The sequence below is a fragment of the Micromonospora sp. CNZ303 genome, from assembly GCF_004345505.1.
Genome location: NZ_SLVT01000012.1, coordinates 203369 through 219699, shown reverse-complemented (window position 1 = coordinate 219699; position 16331 = coordinate 203369). Strand labels below are relative to the sequence as shown.

Here is a 16331-nt window from a genome sequence, read left to right as displayed (position 1 = left end):
GTGGGGGTGTGGCCCGCCGTGCCCGGCTCCGGGCGGTCAGGCTTGATCCCTGCGCCGGGCACGGCGGGCCACACCCCGTCGGTGCCCACTCTCGCTACCGTCCGCCGGACTCCTACCGGGGATCTTGGCAAGCTCTCGCGTCCGCCCGTCGGGCTCCCGGAGATCTTGGCAAGAAACGGCCCCTCCAGGGGCCCTCTGGTACCAAGATCTCCACCGGTGCCTCGGTGCCTCGGTGTCCGGGGCGATTCCGGTGACCCCAGTGACCGAAGTGACTCCAGTGACCCGAGCACCCGGCTCACGGGCTCACCCGCTCACCTGGGCTCAGTCGCGGGCTCACCCGCTCACCTGGCTCAGTCGGGCTCACTCGGCTCACCTGGCTCACCTGGCTCAGTCGGGCTCACTCGGCTCACTCGGCTCACTCGGATGAGCAGCCTGAGCAGGTGAGCCGGGAGTCGGTGAACCCGTGGGCCCGGATGTGACCGGTGTCCGGTTTCGTGGTGCTGTCCGGGGCGGCTTGAGCCCGATGAGTCGTCAGCGGGTCGCGTGACGTGCCGGGTGGGCGGTTTGGGGGTGTGACCGGGGGCATCGTGGGGGCGGAATCGTGGCCGGGGCGGGGTCGTTACACCCTGCGTACGACCGAGCAAGACCACGCCCGCCGAGGTCACGCCGCCCCGACGGATGGCGGGGTCCGGGGCCCGGAATGATGGCGGGCCGGCGGTGGTTACACATGGTCCGGCCGACGCGAGGGCACCCCCCCCCGCCCCGCACAAACAGCCCGGCCCCCTTCGGCCCACCACGGGTTCGGACATCCGGCCGGCACGGCCGAGCTGATCTTCCCTCTGATCTTTCCTCCGGCTTGATCGTCGGAGATTCTCTCCAGTTTTCTGCTGGAGATCCCCCGTGAGTTCGTATGAGCGCCGGACGGTGCTTGCACCCGCGTGAAGCCGATCCCCCCTTTCGGTGTGGGTGCCGACCCCCGAATGGAGCGTTTCTGATGAACACGATCATCCGTAAGAGCGTTCTCGGTATCGCTGGTCTCGCCTTTGCCGGTGGCGTGTTCGCCGGTCCCGCGACCGCGCACGCGGCCCCGTCGGTGGAGTCGACCCCGGTCGCGGTGACGGTGCAGGCTGACAAGCCGGCCGTGGACAAGGGCAAGCTGGTCCCGCACGGTGTGCAGGGCACCCAGTCGCGTATCGACCTCTCGGACGAGCAGGTCGCCAACGTCAAGGCGATCATCGCGGCGACGAAGAAGGCCGGTATGGACGAGCGGGCCGCGGTGGTGTCGATCGCGACGGCGTTGCAGGAGTCGAAGTTGGAGAACCTGGGTCATCTGGGTGACCGCAACGACCACGACTCGCAGGGCCTGTTCCAGCAGCGTCCGTCCTCGGGTTGGGGCACGGTGGAGCAGATCACCGACCCGGAGTACTCGACGACGGCGTTCTTGAAGGGCCTGAAGCAGGTCGACGGGTGGCAGGACATGCCCCTGACCAAGGCCGCCCAGACCGTACAGGTGTCGGCCTACCCCGACCACTACGCCCAGTGGGAGCAGCAGGCCGCCGACCTCGTCGCCGAGCACTGGAACAGCTGACACAGACTTTCCACCACAAGGGGGATCGCTGGCCGGCACCCGAACACGGGGTGCCGGCCAGCGGCACATCCACCGCCGGTGGAACATCGCAGGCCGTCGGCTGGTTGAATGAGGTGTCGGTGTGTCCAGTGTCCCCGGGCCTCACCTAAATTGCCTTCGCGGAATACCGTCCGGCTGGAGCCGCGTCGCGCCACTCGCCGAGAGGCGACCTGCACGCCGACACCGGCGCCGCCCCCGAGCCTCCGGGCCCGGGGGCGGCGCTGTCTTCGCCGCCCCGCAGCCGACATCGAGCCGACCCACCGTGCGGACACCGGTGCAGCCGACATCGAGGCGACCACTGCCCGGACACCGGTCGTGAGCGGCCATGCCCGAAACCAGCATCGCGCCGCCCGCGCCTGCCGCCCGCGCCCGCCTGCCCGCCGCGCCCGCCTGCCGGCCGCGCCCGCGCCCGCCGCCCGCGCCCGCGCCTGCCCGCCGCGCCTGCCGCCAGCGCCGGCCGGGGTACCGCGTGCGACGTTCCGCCCGCCGTCCGCGTACCGCAAGCGACGTCCCGGCCGGCGGGCCCGCAGGCAGGGTCATCCACGAGCCGGTCGCGTACGGCCATGGGCGACGCCGTGGGAAGCGGGCGGTGACCGTCGGGGTGGTGATCCGGCGGCACGGGTCGCGGTCCCGGGCGGCCTGGCCTATGTTCATGTTGGCTGTGTCGGACGGGCCGGGAGAAGGGGGTGTCGCGCGTGGGCCTGCGGACCTTCATTCAGGGCTGGCCGGTATACCGGCAGCTCACCGGCACCGACCCGCTGGGCCGGGGCGCCGCGGCGCAGTCGGGCCGCTCGGCGGAGCTGACCGCCCGCACCGAGACCGCCGACAGCGTGGCGCGGTCGGTCTGTCCCTACTGCGCGGTCGGCTGCGGCCAGCGCGTCTTCGTCACCGACGGCGCGGTCACCCAGATCGAAGGCGACCCGGACAGCCCGATCTCGCGGGGCCGGCTGTGCCCGAAGGGGTCGGCCAGCAAGAGCCTCGTCACCAGCCCCCTGCGGCAGACGAAGGTCCGCTACCGGCGGCCCTACGCCACCGAGTGGGAGGATCTGGAGCTCGACGTCGCGCTCGACATGATCGCCGACCGGATCCTCGCCGCGCGGGCGGAGACCTGGGAGGACGTCGACGCGCAGGGCCGGCCGCTCAACCGCACGCTGGGCATCTCCAGCCTGGGTGGGGCGACGCTGGACAACGAGGAAAATTACCTCATCAAGAAGCTTTTCACGGCGATGGGGGCGCTCCAGATCGAGAACCAGGCGCGCATTTGACACTCCGCCACCGTCCCCGGTCTGGGGGCCAGCTTCGGTCGCGGTGGCGCGACGGACTTCCAGCAGGACGTCGCCAACGCTGACGTCATCGTCATCCAGGGCTCGAACATGGCCGAGGCCCACCCGGTGGGCTTCCAGTGGGTGATGGAGGCCAAGCGGCGTGGCGCCAAGGTGTTCCACGTCGATCCGCGGTTCACCCGCACCAGCGCGGTGGCCGACACGTACCTGCCGATCCGCGCGGGCTCCGACATCGCGCTGCTCGGAGGCGTGGTGCGCCACATCCTGGAGAACGAGCTGGACTTCCGGGAGTACGTGCTGGCCTACACCAACGCCGCGACGATCGTCAGCGAGCGCTTCGTCGACACCGAGGACGGCGACGGCTTCTTCTCCGGCTTCGACCCGGAGACGGGCAGCTACGTCCAGGACTCCTGGCAGTACGCGGGCCACGAGTCCGACTCCGGCAGCGGGCACACCGCGAAGGAGCGGGACACCGCCGCCGGGCTGCGCCACGAGTCGCACGGCGCCGAGGTGGGCGGGCAGGTGGAGCGGGACGAGACGTTGCAGCATCCGCGCTGCGTCTACCAGATCCTCAGGCGGCACTTCGCCCGCTACACCCCGGAGATGGTGGAGCGGGTCTGCGGCATCCCCCGGGAGAGGTTCCTGGAGTTGGCGCAGGCGTGGACGGCCAACTCGGGCCGGGAGCGTACCGGCGTGCTGATCTACTCGGTGGGGTGGACGCAGCACAGCGTCGGCGTGCAGTACATCCGTACCGGCGCGATCATCCAGCTGTTGCTGGGCAACATGGGCCGCCCCGGCGGGGGCATCCTGGCCCTGCGCGGGCACGCCAGCATCCAGGGCTCCACGGACATCCCGACGCTGTTCAACCTGCTTCCCGGCTACCTGCCGATGCCGCACCACGCCGACCACCCCACCTTCGACGAGTGGGTGGACAGCATCCGCCACCCGGGCCAGAAGGGCTTCTGGGGCAACGCCCGCGCCTACGCGGCGAGCCTGCTCAAGGCGTACTGGGGGGACGCGGCGACGCCGGAGAACGACTTCTGCTACGGGTACATGCCCCGGATGACCGGCGACCACGGGACGTACCAGCAGGTGCTGAACATGATCGACGGGAAGGTGCGGGGCTACTTCCTGCTCGGCCAGAATCCGGCGGTCGGCTCGGCGCACGGCCGGGCGCAGCGCCTCGGCATGGCGAACCTGGACTGGCTGGTGGTCCGCGACCTCTTCATGATCGAGAGCGCGACGTTCTGGCGGAACAGCCCCGAGGTCGCCACCGGCGAGATCGTGCCGGAGCAGTGCAGGACGGAGGTGTTCTTCCTGCCGGCCGCCTCGCACGTGGAGAAGGAGGGCACCTTCACCCAGACCCAGCGGCTGCTCCAGTGGCGGGAGAAGGCCGTCGAACCGCCGGGCGACGCCCGCTCCGAGCTGTGGTTCTTCTACCACCTCGGGCGCCGGCTGCGGGAGAAGCTGGCCGGCTCCGACCTGCCGCGCGACCGGGCGTTGCTCGACCTGGCCTGGGACTATCCCACGCACGGTCCGCACGCCGAGCCGAGTGCCGAGGCGGTGCTGCGCGAGATCAACGGGTACGAGGTGGCGACCGGCCGCCCGCTGTCCACGTTCGCCGAGGCCCGCGACGACGGTTCCACCGCCGTGGGCTGCTGGATCTACTCCGGGGTGTACGCCGACGGCGTCAACCAGGCGGCGCGGCGCCGGTCGCGCCACGAGCAGGACTGGGTGGCCGCCGAGTGGGGCTGGGCGTGGCCGGCGAACCGGCGCACCCTCTACAACCGGGCCTCGGCGGACCCGCAGGGCCGGCCGTGGAGCGAGCGCAAGCGCTACGTCTGGTGGGACCCGGACGCCGGGGAGTGGACCGGCTACGACGTGCCGGACTTCGAGCGGACCAAGCCGCCGACGTACCGGCCGCCGGCGGGCGCGTCCGGCCCGGAGGGGATCGCCGGCGACGACCCGTTCGTCATGCAGGGCGACGGCAAGGGCTGGCTGTACGCGCCCAGCGGCGTGTTGGACGGCCCGCTGCCGACGCACTACGAGCCGGCCGAGTCGCCGGTGCGCAACCCGTTCTACCGGCAGCAGGCGAACCCCACCCGCAAGGTGTACGCGCACCCGGTGAACTCGGTGAACCCGAGCCCGCCGCAGGAGCACAGTCAGGTCTTCCCGTACGTGTTCACGGTCAGCCGGCTCACCGAGCACCACACGGCGGGCGGGATGAGCCGTACGGTGCGGCCCCTGGCGGAGCTGCAACCGGAGATGTTCGTCGAGGTGTCCCCGGAGTTGGCCGCGGAGGTGGGCCTGGCGCACCTGGACTGGGCGCACCTGGTCAGCGGGCGGGCGGTCATCGAGGCGAAGGTGCTGGTCACCGACCGGCTCAGCCCGCTGCGCGTGGACGGCCGGGTGATCCACCAGGTGTGGCTGCCGTACCACTTCGGGTTCGAGGGCCTGGTGACGGGCGACTCGGCCAACGACCTGTTCGGGATCACCCTGGACCCGAACGTGCTGATCCAGGAGAGCAAGATCGGTACCTGTGACGTGCGGCCCGGTCGGCGGCCCACCGGCCCGGCCCTGCTGGACCTGGTGGCCGACTACCAGCGGCGGGCGGGCATCGTCCCCGGCCAGCCGGCCCCGACGATCACCCCGGGGGCGCTCGCCCCGCCGGAGTCCGCCGACGGCGCCGGGGAGGGCACCGATGCTTCCTGACCCGCACAGCCTGTCCGGACCGCTGGATCCCGCTCCGGAGGCGGGCTGGACCGACGCCCCGCCCCGGATGGGCTTCTTCACCGACACGAGCGTCTGTATCGGCTGCAAGGCGTGCGAGGTGGCGTGCAAGGAGTGGAACGACGTCCCCGGCTCGGGGCTGGACCTGCTCGGCATGTCGTACGACAACACCGGCGCGCTGACCGCGAACTCGTGGCGGCACGTCGCGTTCGTCGAGCAACCCCGCCCGGCGGGGCACCGCAGCCCGCCGTTCGCCGGCACGCCGACGGGCGGCTCGGTCAGCGCCTCGTCGGCGGCCGTGGCCGCCGGCGTCGGCAACCCGACCGGCACCGAGCCGGGGGTGCCGCCGGGCGCGGCGGACGCGGCCGCGCGGATGGCCGCCGGCACCGGGACCGGCTCCGGCGACGCGACCAGCACCGGCACGAGCACGGCCGGCCGGGCCGGCGGGCCGGAGTTCCTGGGAATGCCCGGGGCGCAGCCGCCGGGGCGCGCCGGGGGCGCGGAGGGGCGCACCGACTTCCGCTGGCTGATGATGTCCGACGTGTGCAAGCACTGCACCCACGCGGCCTGCCTCGACGTCTGCCCGACCGGCTCGCTGTTCCGCACCGAGTTCGGCACGGTGGTGGTGCAGGAGGACATCTGCAACGGCTGCGGCTACTGCATCTCCGCCTGCCCCTACGGCGTCATCGACCAGCGCAAGGGCGACGGCCGGGCGTGGAAGTGCACGCTGTGCTACGACCGGATCGGCGCGGGCAACACTCCGGCCTGCGCGCAGGCGTGCCCGACCGAGTCCATCCAGTACGGCCCCCTCGACGAGCTGCGGGAGCGGGCCGCGGCCCGGGTGGCGACGCTGCACGAGCGGGGCGTGCCCGAGGCGCGGCTCTACGGGCACGACCCGGGCGACGGGGTCGGCGGCGACGGCGCGTTCTTCCTGCTGCTCGACGAGCCCGAGGTCTACGGGCTGCCGCCGGACCCGGTGGTCACCACCCGGGACCTGCCGAAGATGTGGAAGCGCGCCGGCCTGGCCGCGCTGGCGATGGCGGCGGCGGCCGTGGCCGCGTTCGTGGGAGGTTCCTCGTGAGCACGGACGGCCCGGTCGGCGACCGGTTCCGCCGCTTCCGCGACCGCCTCGACGCGGGCACCCCCGCCACCGGCCCGGCCGGGTCGCCCAGGAACGGCAGGGGCGGGCGCAGGCGGCGCGGCGGCGAGGAGCTGAGGGTCCCGGAGGCCGAGTTCACCTCCTACTACGGCCGGCCGATCCTCAAGGCGCCGGTCTGGAAGTGGGACATCGCCGCGTACCTGTTCACCGGCGGGCTGGCCGCCGGCTCGTCGCTGCTCGCGGCGGGTGGGCAGCTCACCGGCCGCCCCGCGCTGCGCCGCGCCGGCCGGGTCGCCTCGCTGGCGGCGGTCACCGCCAGCGCCGTCTTCCTGATCAAGGACCTGGGGCGGCCCGCCCGGTTCCACCACATGCTCCGGGTGGCCAAGCCCACCTCGCCCATGTCCGTGGGCACCTGGATCCTCGGCGCCTTCGGCCCGGCCGCCGGGCTCGCGGCGGTCGCCGAGGGCGCGGCGTGGCTGCCCGAGCGGGGACTGTCCGGCCTCGCCCGCCGGGCGCTGCCGCCGGTGGGGCACGCCGCCGGGCTGGCCGCCGCGGCGACCGCACCGGCGCTGGCGACGTACACGGGGGTGCTGCTGGCCGACACGGCCGTGCCGTCGTGGCACGAGGCGTACCCGGAACTGCCGGTCATCTTCGCGGGCAGCGCCCTGGCCAGCGGCGCGGGCGTCGGGCTGATCGCCGCGCCCTGCGCGCAGGCCGGCCCCGCCCGCCGGATGGCGGTGGCGGGCGCGGCCCTGGAGCTGTACGGCGCGCACCGGGTGGAGACCCGGCTCGGGCTGCTCAGCGAGCCCTACCGCACCGGCCGGCCCGGTCGCCTGCTGCGCGCGGGGCGGGCCCTGACCGCCGTGGGGGTGGCCGGCGCGTTGCTGGGTCGGCGCAGTCGCACGCTCTCCGCGCTGTTCGGGGTGGCGCTGCTGGGCGCCTCGGTGGCGACCCGGTTCGGCATCTTCGAGGGCGGCGTGGCCTCGGCGAAGGACCCGAGGTACACGGTGCTGCCGCAGCGGGAGCGCCTCGAGCGCCGGCGCGCCGCCGAGGGCTGACGCCTCCCCGCGCACGCCCGCCGGGCCTGTGGTTCACTGCTGCGTGGAGGCGTTCAGGCGGCTGGTGCCCCTCCCGGTCTTCAAAACCGGTGTGGTCCGGGATCCGGGCCAGGCGGGTTCGATTCCCGTCCGTCTCCGCCATGCTGCGGAAGTGGGGATCATGGGGGACGTCGCGGCCGATCCGCGCCGGCGGGTGCCGCGCACCGACGCGCTGCTCGCCGACCCCCGGCTGGCCGCCGCGGCGGGCACCCTGGGTCGGGAGCGGGTCAAGGCCGCCGTCCACCGCGCCCAGGAGCGCGCCCGCCGGGGCGAGATCACCCCCGAGGCGGTACGCGACGCCGCGCTGGCCGCCCTGCCGGCGCCGGCGCCCCGGGCGGTGCTCAACGCCACCGGCGTGGTGCTGCACACCAACCTGGGGCGCGCCGCGTTGTCGCCCGCCGCCGTCGCGGCGGTCGCCGCCGCCACCGGGCACACCGACGTCGAGTTGGACCTGCGCACCGGGCGGCGGGCCCGGCGCGGACGCGACGCCCTCGACGCCCTCGCGGCGGCGGTGCCCGACGCGGGCGCGGTGCACGTGGTCAACAACGGCGCCGCCGCCCTGGTGCTCGCCGCGACCGCGCTGGCCGCCGACGCCGAGATCGTCGTCAGCCGGGGCGAGCTGGTGGAGATCGGCGACGGGTTCCGCCTGCCCGACCTGCTGGAGAGCACCGGCGCCCGGCTGCGCGAGGTCGGCACCACCAACCGCAGCACGATCGACGACTACGCCGCCGCCATCGGTCCTCGTACCGGCTTCGTGCTCAAGGTGCACCCGTCGAACTTCCAGGTCACCGGCTTCACCGCCGCGGTGCCCGTACGCGCGCTGGCGACCCTCGGCGTTCCGGTGATCGCCGACATCGGCTCCGGGCTGCTCGCGCCCGATGAGCTGCTGCCCGCCGAGCCGGACGCCGCCAGCACCCTGCGGGCCGGGGCGGCGCTGGTCACCGCCAGCGGCGACAAGCTGCTCGGCGGCCCGCAGGCCGGGCTGCTGCTCGGTGCCGCCGACCTCGTCGAGCGGCTGCGCCGGCACCCCCTGGCCCGGGCGCTGCGGGTGGACAAGCTGACCCTCGCCGCGCTCGCCGCCACCCTCGGCGATCCGGCGACCCCCACCCGGGCCGCGCTGCACGCCGACCCGGGCGCGTTGCGGGCGCGCACCGAGCGGCTGTGCGCCGCGCTCGCCGCCGCCGGGTGCGAGGCGCAGGTGGTGCCCGCCGGGGCGGTCGTCGGCGGCGGTGGCGCCCCCGGCGTCGAGCTGCCCTCCTGGGCGCTCGCCCTGCCCGAGCGGTACGCGTCTCCGCTGCGCCTGGGCGATCCGCCGGTGCTGGGCCGGGTGGTACGCGGGCGGCTGCTGCTGGACCTGCGCTGCGTGCCCGCCGACGCCGACGCGGCGCTGCGCGCCGCCGTGCTGCGCGTGCCCGGGGAGGGCTGAGGCGTGTTCGTGGTGGCCACCGCCGGGCACGTCGACCACGGCAAGTCGACACTGGTCCGGGCGTTGACCGGGATGGAACCCGACCGGTGGGCCGAGGAACGCCGCCGGGGCATGACCATCGACCTCGGCTTCGCCTGGAGCACGCTGCCCTCCGGCGCGACGGTGGCGTTCGTCGACGTGCCGGGGCACGAGCGGTTCGTGCCGAACATGCTCGCCGGCGTTGGCCCGGTGCCCGCCGCGCTGGTGGTCGTCGCCGCCGACGAGGGCTGGATGCCGCAGTCGGCCGAGCACCTGGCGGCACTGGACGCGCTCGGCGTGGCGTACGGCCTGCTGGTGGTGACCCGCGCGGACCTGGCGGATCCGGGGCCGGCGACGGCCCGCGCCCGGGCGGAGCTGGCCGCCACCTCCCTCGGCGCGGTGGACGCGGTGGCGGTGAGCGCGGTGACCGGCGCCGGCCTGCCGCAGCTGCGCGCGGCGCTGGACCGGCTCGCCGCCCGGCTGCCCGCCCCGCGGGCCGACGCCCCGGTGCGGCTGTGGGTGGACCGCGCCTTCACCGTCCGCGGTGCCGGCACGGTGGTGACCGGCACGCTCGGCGCCGGTCGGCTGCGGGTGGGTGACGAGCTGGAGCTGGCCGGCAGCGCGGAGACGGTGCGGGTACGGGCCCTGCACTCCCTTGGCGTGGCGCGGCCCGAGGTCGGCCCGGTCGCCCGGGTGGCGGTGAACCTGCGCGGCACGCCCCGGGACCGCCTGGGGCGCGGCGACGCGCTGCTCACCCCCGGCCGGTTCCACCGCACGGACCTGCTGGACGTGCGGCTGGCCGGCGACCCGACCGGGGAGCTGCCGGCCACCCTGACCCTGCACATCGGCGCGGCGGCGGTGCCGGCCCGGGTCCGGCCGCTCGGCCCGGACACGGCCCGGCTGCGGCTGGCCCGGCCGCTGCCGCTGCTGGTCGGGGACCGGGCGCTGCTGCGCGACCCGGGTCGGCACCACGTCGCGGGCGGGGTGACCGTGCTGGACGTGGCCCCGCCGCCGCTGACCCGTCGGGGCGCGGCGGTCGCCCGCGCGGCGGTGCTGGCGGCGGTCGACGGCCGCCCCGCGCTGGCCGGCGAGCTGCGCCGGCGGCGGCTGGCCCGGGCCGCCGACCTGATCCGCATGGGCGTCGAGGTCACCGGCCGGCCGGTCGCCGGCGACTGGCTGGCCGACCCGGAGCACTGGCGGGGCCTCGGCGTGCGGCTGGTCGAGGAGGTCGCCCGGCACGCCCGGGAGCACCCGCTGGAGGCAGGCGCGCCGGTCGAGCTGCTGCGCCAGCGCCTGGACCTGCCCGAGCGGGCGTTGGTCGAGGCGCTGGTCCGGCCGCCGCTGCGGCTGCGCGCCGGCCGGGTCACCGCGTCGGCGGTCGACGCGCTGCCGGAACCGGTGGCCCGGGCCGTGGCCCGGGTCCGCGCCGAGTACGCCGACCGCCCGTTCCGCGCCCCCGAGGCCGAGCACCTCGCCGACCTGGGGCTGGGTCCCCGGGAGATCGGCGCGGCCGTGCGCGCGGGGGCGCTGCTGCGCCTCGCCGAGAACGTGGTGCTGCTGCCCGGCGCGGCCGACGACGCCGTGCGGGTGCTGGCCGGGCTGCCCCAGCCGTTCACGCTCAGCGCCGCGCGGCGGGCGTTGGACACCACCCGTCGGGTCGCGGTGCCGCTGCTGGAGCTGCTGGACCGTCGCGGCGCCACCCGCCGGCTGCCCGACGACGCGCGGGTCGTGGTGACGGCCCGGTCCTGAAGCCGCCCCGGCGGGGCCGGTGGTCGCCTAGCGTGGCGCCATGGACCCTTCCGCGGTCTGGCGGGACAGGCAGCACAAGTGGCGGATCGAGGCGTACCGGGCGCCGGACCTGCGATTCGCGATCTTCGCCACCAACGGCACCACCGAGTCCGCGCCGCTGTGGCTGTTCGGGATGTCGGCGCTGGCCCGGTGGCTGATGACGCACAAGATCTCCCTCGACGACCTGGAGGTCGACTGACATGGGGGCGCAGCTCGGTCAGCTCGCGCTGGTGGCGGTGCTGGTGCTGGTCAACGCCGCCCTGTCGGGCAGCGAGATGGCGCTGGTGACGCTGCGCGAGGGGCAGGTGCGGCAGTTGGGCCGGCGCAGCCGGTCGGGGGAGCGGCTGGCCCGGCTGGTCCGCGACCCCAACCGGTACCTGGCGACCATCCAGCTGGGCATCACCCTCGCCGGGTTCCTCGCCTCCGCCGCCGCCGCGATCACCCTGGCCGAGCCGCTGGTGGGGCCGCTGGGCTTCCTCGGCGGGGCCGCGCGTGGCGTCGCGGTCGTCCTGGTCACCGTGCTGCTGACGTTCGTCACCCTGGTCGTCGGCGAACTGGCCCCCAAGCGGCTGGCGATGCAGCGCGCGGAACGCTGGGGGCTGGTCAGCGCCGGGCCGCTGGACCTGCTGGCCCGGCTGTCGCGGCCGGCGGTCTGGCTGCTCAGCAAGGCCACCGACGTGGTGGTGCGGCTCGCCGGCGGGGACCCGCGTGCCAGCCGTACGGAGATGACCGAGGACGAGCTGCGGGAGATCCTGGTCAGCCAGCGGGGCCTGTCCGCACAACAGCGGGAGATCCTCACCGGCGCGTTCGACATCGCCGGCCGGACGCTGCGGGACATCCTGGTGCCCCGGCTGGACGTGACGGTGCTCCCCGCGACGATGCCCGCGGCCGACGGGCTGCGCCGGCTCGCCGCCGCCGGCCGCTCCCGCGCCCCGGTCGTCGGGCCGGGTGGGCTCGACGCGGTGCGGGGCGTGGTGCACATCCGCGAACTCGTCGGAGTGGACGCGGCGACGGTCGCCGACCGGGCCCGTCCGCCGCTGCTGCTGCCCGGCACCCTGCCCGTCTCCGAGGCGCTACGCGAGCTGCGGCTGTGCCACCAGCAGCTCGCCCTCGTCGTCGACGAGCACGGCGGGGTCGACGGCATGATCACCATGGAGGACCTGCTGGCGGAGGTCGTCGGGGAGCTGTACGACGAGACAGACCGCGACGTGACCGGGGTGACCCGGGAGCCGGACGGCTCGCTGCTGATGCCCGGCGACTTCCCGCTGCACGACCTGGCCGACGTCGGCGTGCGCCTGCACTTCCGGCCGTCGCGGGAGTACACGACGGTGGCCGGGCTGGTGCTGGCCGGGCTGGGGCACCTGCCGACCGGACCGGGGGAGACCGTGCACCTGCCGGGGCTGACCGTCGAAGTGGTGGAGGTGGCCGGCCGCACGATCCGCCGGGTCCGGCTGCGCGGCTTCTCCGCCGGCCCCGACCCGGTCGGGTGACGGCGGCCGGAACCGCCACGAACGGCGTGGATCCGGACGTACGGTCCGGTACGTGAAGGACCGAGGGATGCGGACGTTCGTCACCGTGCTGGCCGGGCTCGCGGTGATCTACTTCGGCACCACCGGCCGCAGCGAGGAGGACGGCCGAGGCGTCTCCGGCGGCCTCGTCGTGCTCGCGCTGCTGGCGGCGCTGCTGGTGTGGCACCTGACGAAGCCGGGCGACAAGACGGCCAAGTAGCCCGCTCACGCGGCGGCGGCGCGGGTGACCTCCCCGGCGGACTCCTCGCCGAGGGCCACCCGGACCAGCGCCGAGGCGAGCCGGCCGAAGTCGCCCGGGTCGACCAGCCCGGCCAGCCGGTCCGCCGAGCCGGGCAGGCCGAGGCGTTTCGCGCCCGCCAGGGCCCGCCGGTCGGCGTACGGGCGCAGGTCGGCCCAGGCCACCTGCGCCTCGCGCAGGAAGATGTCGGCGCCGGTGGGGCCGATGCCGGGGAACTCGGTCAGCAGCCGGCGCAGCCCGGCCGGTTCACCGCCGCCGTCGCGGTGCAGCCGGCGCAGGTCGCCCCGCCAGCGGTCCAGGCACAGCCGGGCGCCGGTGCCGAGCATCGTCGAGGTCCGCTCGTCGTAGCGGCGATAGTGGCCCCGACCCAGCGCGTCGACCCGGTCCTGCCAGCTCGCCGCCTCCATCGCCTGCGGGGTCCGGTAACCGGCGGCGAAGAGTTCGCGGGCGGCCGCCACGGCCACCCGGGCCCGGATCCGGGTGCTCAGCAGCGTGGCGAGCACCAGCAGCTGGTAGAGCGGGGCGGGCCGGTCGGCGAGCGTGATGCCCGCCTCCTCGGCGTACGTGCGGCCCCGCCGCTCCAGCAGGACCCGCGCCACCCTCCGGTCGTCGCCCATCCTCGGGGTGTACCCGCCCAGTGCCCGGCCACCCCTGCGACCGTCCGCCCCGGCGGGTATGCCGCCGGGGCGGACGGGTAACCGACGTCGGACACGCCCGGACCCCGGAAGGAGAAACCCGTGGTGAATCCGCAGCAGGAGGAGTTCCGCCGCAACAACAAGGGCGCCACCAGCCAGGACAGCAAGGGCCCCAACCCCGCGGGACACCCGCGCAACCGCGGCTCGTCGCACGGCGACGAGGGGCGCCCGGTGCCCCGGGGGCAGGTGTCGCCGTACGGCCCGGCCACGGAGCCGGTCGCCGACGACGAGAGCGCCAGGGGCTAGCAGCTCCGGCCCGCGACGGACGGCCGCAGCCGGTTCCAGGTGGCTGCGGCCGCCACGCCGTATGCGAGGTGCGGCACGAGGTCGGCCAGCCAGTCCGACCGCCGCCAGGTGCGCGGATCGGTCACGCCCAGCACGGTCATCGACCCGTCGGACATCGTCATGACGGTGCCGCCGAGCACCGCGGCGGCCAGCGGCAGCGGCATCCGCCGGCCCCGGGCGAGCAGGGCGTACCCGACGCCCGCCGCCACGCCGATGCCGTAGCCGAGCAGGGGCCCGAGGCCCGAGCGGCGGTTGGCCGCCCGGTCCTCGGGCCCCAGGTCGACGTGCGCCACCTGGGCGACCCGCCCGGCGGTCTCCTCCGGGGTGCTGCTCGCCGGCCGCGCCCTCAGCACCATGTCGAGGTAGCTGACCATGTTCAGGGCGGCGCTACCGACCGCGCCGGCGATCGCCCCGTCGGCCAGGTTCGTCGCCCTCACCTGGGGTCGCCCGGTTCGCGCTCGCCCTTGGGGCCGTAGACCCGCTCGCCGCGGACGACCCCCCGCTGTCCCCGGTCGGACTGCAGGATCCGGTTGGCCACGTCGTTGGCCTTGTCGTCCGGCACCCGTCGTCCCGAATCGTCGATCGCGTTCCGGATGCGTGCCCGCTGCTTGTCGTACGCGTTGCTGCCCGGCCGTGGTCCTGGCATCACTGCCTCCTCCGGTCGTCGTCGCCGTTGGCGTACCGCGCTCGTCTACCCGCCTGCGCGGGGACCAACCCCGCGACCGGTCCGGCGCGGTGCCGGCTCAGCGCGGCGCGCGGACCACCGCGACCGGGCAGTCGGCGTGGTGCAGCAGCGACTGGCTCACCGAGCCCAGCAGCAGCCCGGTCAGCTCGCCGCGTCCCTGCCGGCCGACCACCAGCAGCTGGGCCCGCCGGGACGCCTCGGCGAGCACGGTGGTGGGGCGGCCCCGCGTCGTCTCCCGGCTGACCGGCACGTCCGGCCACCGCTGCGTGAGCCCCGCCAGCGACTCGGCGACCACCCGCTCCTCCTCGGAACGCAGCTCGGCGTCGTCGTACACCAGTGGTCGCATGTCGCCGGGGCCGGTGGAGGTCGGATGCCGGTAGGCGTGCAACGCGACCAGCGCCGCGCCGCGCACCGACGCCTCCTCCATGGCGAACTCCGCGGCGAGCCGGGCCGTCTCGGAGCCGTCCACGCCGACGACGACGGCCCCGTTGGGGTGGTCGGTGCCCCGGGCGACCAGCACGGGACAGTCGGCGTACGCGGCGACCTGCACCGCGACGGACTTCACCACCAGGGCGGAGAAGCCGCCGAGCCCCCGGTCGCCGAGCACGATCATCGCGGCGGCCGGCGACTCGCCGAGCAGCACCGCGGCTGCCTCGCCGTCGATGATCTCGCCGGAGATCCGCAGCCCGGGCACCGTCGCCTCGGCCTCGTCCGTGGCGGCGGCGACGACCTGCTCCGCCTGGTGCCGCAGGCCGGCGCCGGGCGGGCCGGCGGCGGGGGCGTCGACCGGCACGCGCAGCAGGGGCCAGATGAAGGCGTGCACGATCCGCAGTGGCCGGTGCCGGCGGGCCGCCTCGACGGCGGCGAGCCGCACGGCGCGCAGCGACGAGTCCGAGCCGTCCGCGCCGACGACCACCGCCGCGCCGTTCGCCGAGTTCACCGCCCACCTCCCGCCGGTTCCCGGCCAGTATCGCGGCCGGGAGCCCGTCGGCGGGCCGATACCGCGCAGGCCGACGGGTGGGTACGCTGTCCACGCCCACCGGGGAGGGAGCGTCGTCGATGGTTGAGCCGGACCAGCCGAGCACCGCGCGGATGATCGACTTCTGGCTCGGCGGGGAGCACCACTTCCCGGTCGACGTGGCGGCTGCCCGCGACTTCGAGCAGGCGTACGGGCCGTGCGAGCCGGTCTTCCGCGAGCTGCGCGCGTTTCTCGGCCGGGCGGTCCGGGCGATGGCCGCGCGGGGGGTCGACAGCTTCCTCGTCTTCGGCGCCGGGGTGCCCACCATGGGCAACGTGCACGAGGTCGCCCCGGAGGCCACCGTCCTCTACACCGACGTCGACCCGGTCACCATCCGCCTCGGCCAGCGCCTGCTGGCCGGCAGCGACCGGGCCGGCTACGGCTACGGCGACGCCACCGACATCGGCACGGTCGACCGCGCCCAGCTGCACCGGTTCGTGCCGGGGTGGGGGAGGCGACCGGTCGGCGTGGTCTTCCTCGGTCTGGCCGCGTTCCTCGACGACGAGACGCTGGCCCGCACCCTCGACGAGCTCTACGGGGCCACCGCACCGGGCAGCCTGCTCGCCGTCGACTTCGACACGGAGGAACTGGCCGGCTACCCGGCGGCCCTCGCGATGATGGGCCCGGCGTTCCGGATGCGCCCGCCGGCCGCGTTCGTGCCGCTGCTGGGCCGCTGGACGCCCACCGAGGACGGCATCGTCCCGATCACCCGGTGGCGGCCGGACGGCCCGCCCGCGCAGGTGCCCGACGCCTTCCACGGCGGGATCGCCGTCCACTCCCCGGTGTGCTGACGCCTTCGGACGGCGAGGTAGG

14 protein-coding genes, 1 tRNA gene and 1 pseudogene are annotated in these 16331 nt (G+C 75.3%); 12 read left to right on the top strand and 4 right to left on the bottom strand.

What is annotated here, in order from left to right:
- The first annotated feature begins 994 nt into the window (after positions 1 to 994).
- The 10 genes and pseudogenes from EV374_RS20500 to EV374_RS32670 all read left to right on the top strand — a co-directional run bounded on the left by EV374_RS20500 (position 995) and on the right by EV374_RS32670 (position 12796).
- Entirely contained in the window at positions 995 to 1588 is a 594-nt protein-coding gene (locus EV374_RS20500; RefSeq protein ID WP_132237755.1) for a hypothetical protein, read from the top strand.
- 734 nt (positions 1589 to 2322) lie between these two features.
- Positions 2323 to 5536 (top strand): annotated as a pseudogene (gene fdh / locus EV374_RS20490) (formate dehydrogenase); the annotation flags it as partial.
- A gap of 75 nt (positions 5537 to 5611) precedes the next feature.
- Complete coding sequence (locus EV374_RS20485; protein WP_132237749.1) at positions 5612 to 6721, top strand: 4Fe-4S dicluster domain-containing protein; 1110 nt, start codon at positions 5612 to 5614, stop codon at positions 6719 to 6721.
- Complete coding sequence (gene nrfD, locus EV374_RS20480; RefSeq protein ID WP_132237747.1) at positions 6718 to 7797, top strand: NrfD/PsrC family molybdoenzyme membrane anchor subunit; 1080 nt, start codon at positions 6718 to 6720, stop codon at positions 7795 to 7797. Before EV374_RS20485 ends, nrfD begins: the two co-directional genes overlap by 4 nt.
- A 45-nt stretch (positions 7798 to 7842) precedes the next feature.
- Positions 7843 to 7938, top strand: a tRNA-Sec gene (locus tag EV374_RS32675).
- Between the two features lie 19 nt (positions 7939 to 7957).
- Positions 7958 to 9262 (top strand): L-seryl-tRNA(Sec) selenium transferase, encoded by a 1305-nt coding sequence (gene selA, locus EV374_RS20475; protein WP_132237745.1) that lies wholly within the window; start codon positions 7958 to 7960, stop codon positions 9260 to 9262.
- Between the two features lie 3 nt (positions 9263 to 9265).
- Entirely contained in the window at positions 9266 to 11029 is a 1764-nt protein-coding gene (selB, locus tag EV374_RS20470; protein ID WP_132237743.1) for a selenocysteine-specific translation elongation factor, read from the top strand.
- Positions 11030 to 11069: 40 nt separating this feature from the next.
- Positions 11070 to 11267 carry a hypothetical protein gene (locus tag EV374_RS20465; RefSeq protein ID WP_089000292.1) on the top strand — a complete coding sequence of 66 codons (198 nt, stop codon included), beginning with the start codon at positions 11070 to 11072 and terminating at the stop codon, positions 11265 to 11267.
- 1 nt (position 11268) lies between these two features.
- A complete protein-coding gene (locus tag EV374_RS20460; protein WP_132237741.1) occupies positions 11269 to 12558 on the top strand; it encodes a hemolysin family protein in 1290 nt (429 codons plus the stop codon).
- A 67-nt stretch (positions 12559 to 12625) separates the two neighbouring features.
- Entirely contained in the window at positions 12626 to 12796 is a 171-nt protein-coding gene (locus tag EV374_RS32670) for a hypothetical protein (RefSeq protein WP_165947846.1), read from the top strand.
- Positions 12797 to 12801: 5 nt separating this feature from the next.
- Here EV374_RS32670 and EV374_RS20455 read toward each other — a convergent pair whose 3' ends face one another.
- A complete protein-coding gene (locus EV374_RS20455) occupies positions 12802 to 13452 on the bottom strand; it encodes an HhH-GDP family DNA glycosylase (protein WP_132237739.1) in 651 nt (216 codons plus the stop codon).
- Positions 13453 to 13572: 120 nt separating this feature from the next.
- Here EV374_RS20455 and EV374_RS20450 point away from each other — a divergent pair, with 120 nt between their 5' ends.
- The gene (locus EV374_RS20450) at positions 13573 to 13776 is read left to right on the top strand and encodes a hypothetical protein (protein ID WP_132237737.1); all 204 of its coding nucleotides are present in this window, start codon (positions 13573 to 13575) and stop codon (positions 13774 to 13776) included.
- On the opposite strand, the gene EV374_RS20445 is transcribed toward EV374_RS20450, so the two are convergent.
- From EV374_RS20445 to EV374_RS20435, 3 genes are all read right to left on the bottom strand, one after another.
- Positions 13773 to 14252: a hypothetical protein gene (locus tag EV374_RS20445; protein ID WP_132237735.1), complete on the bottom strand. Its 480-nt coding sequence runs from the start codon at positions 14250 to 14252 to the stop codon at positions 13773 to 13775. The genes EV374_RS20450 and EV374_RS20445 overlap by 4 nt on opposite strands.
- Complete coding sequence (locus EV374_RS20440; protein ID WP_132237733.1) at positions 14249 to 14461, bottom strand: phosphatidylethanolamine-binding protein; 213 nt, start codon at positions 14459 to 14461, stop codon at positions 14249 to 14251. The genes EV374_RS20445 and EV374_RS20440 overlap by 4 nt, the downstream gene beginning before the upstream one ends.
- Positions 14462 to 14558: 97 nt before the next feature.
- A complete protein-coding gene (locus tag EV374_RS20435) occupies positions 14559 to 15440 on the bottom strand; it encodes a universal stress protein (RefSeq protein ID WP_132237731.1) in 882 nt (293 codons plus the stop codon).
- Positions 15441 to 15559: 119 nt separating this feature from the next.
- Between EV374_RS20435 and EV374_RS20430 the strand changes: the two genes are divergently transcribed.
- A complete protein-coding gene (locus EV374_RS20430; RefSeq protein ID WP_132237729.1) occupies positions 15560 to 16309 on the top strand; it encodes an SAM-dependent methyltransferase in 750 nt (249 codons plus the stop codon).
- Positions 16310 to 16331 lie beyond the last annotated feature (22 nt).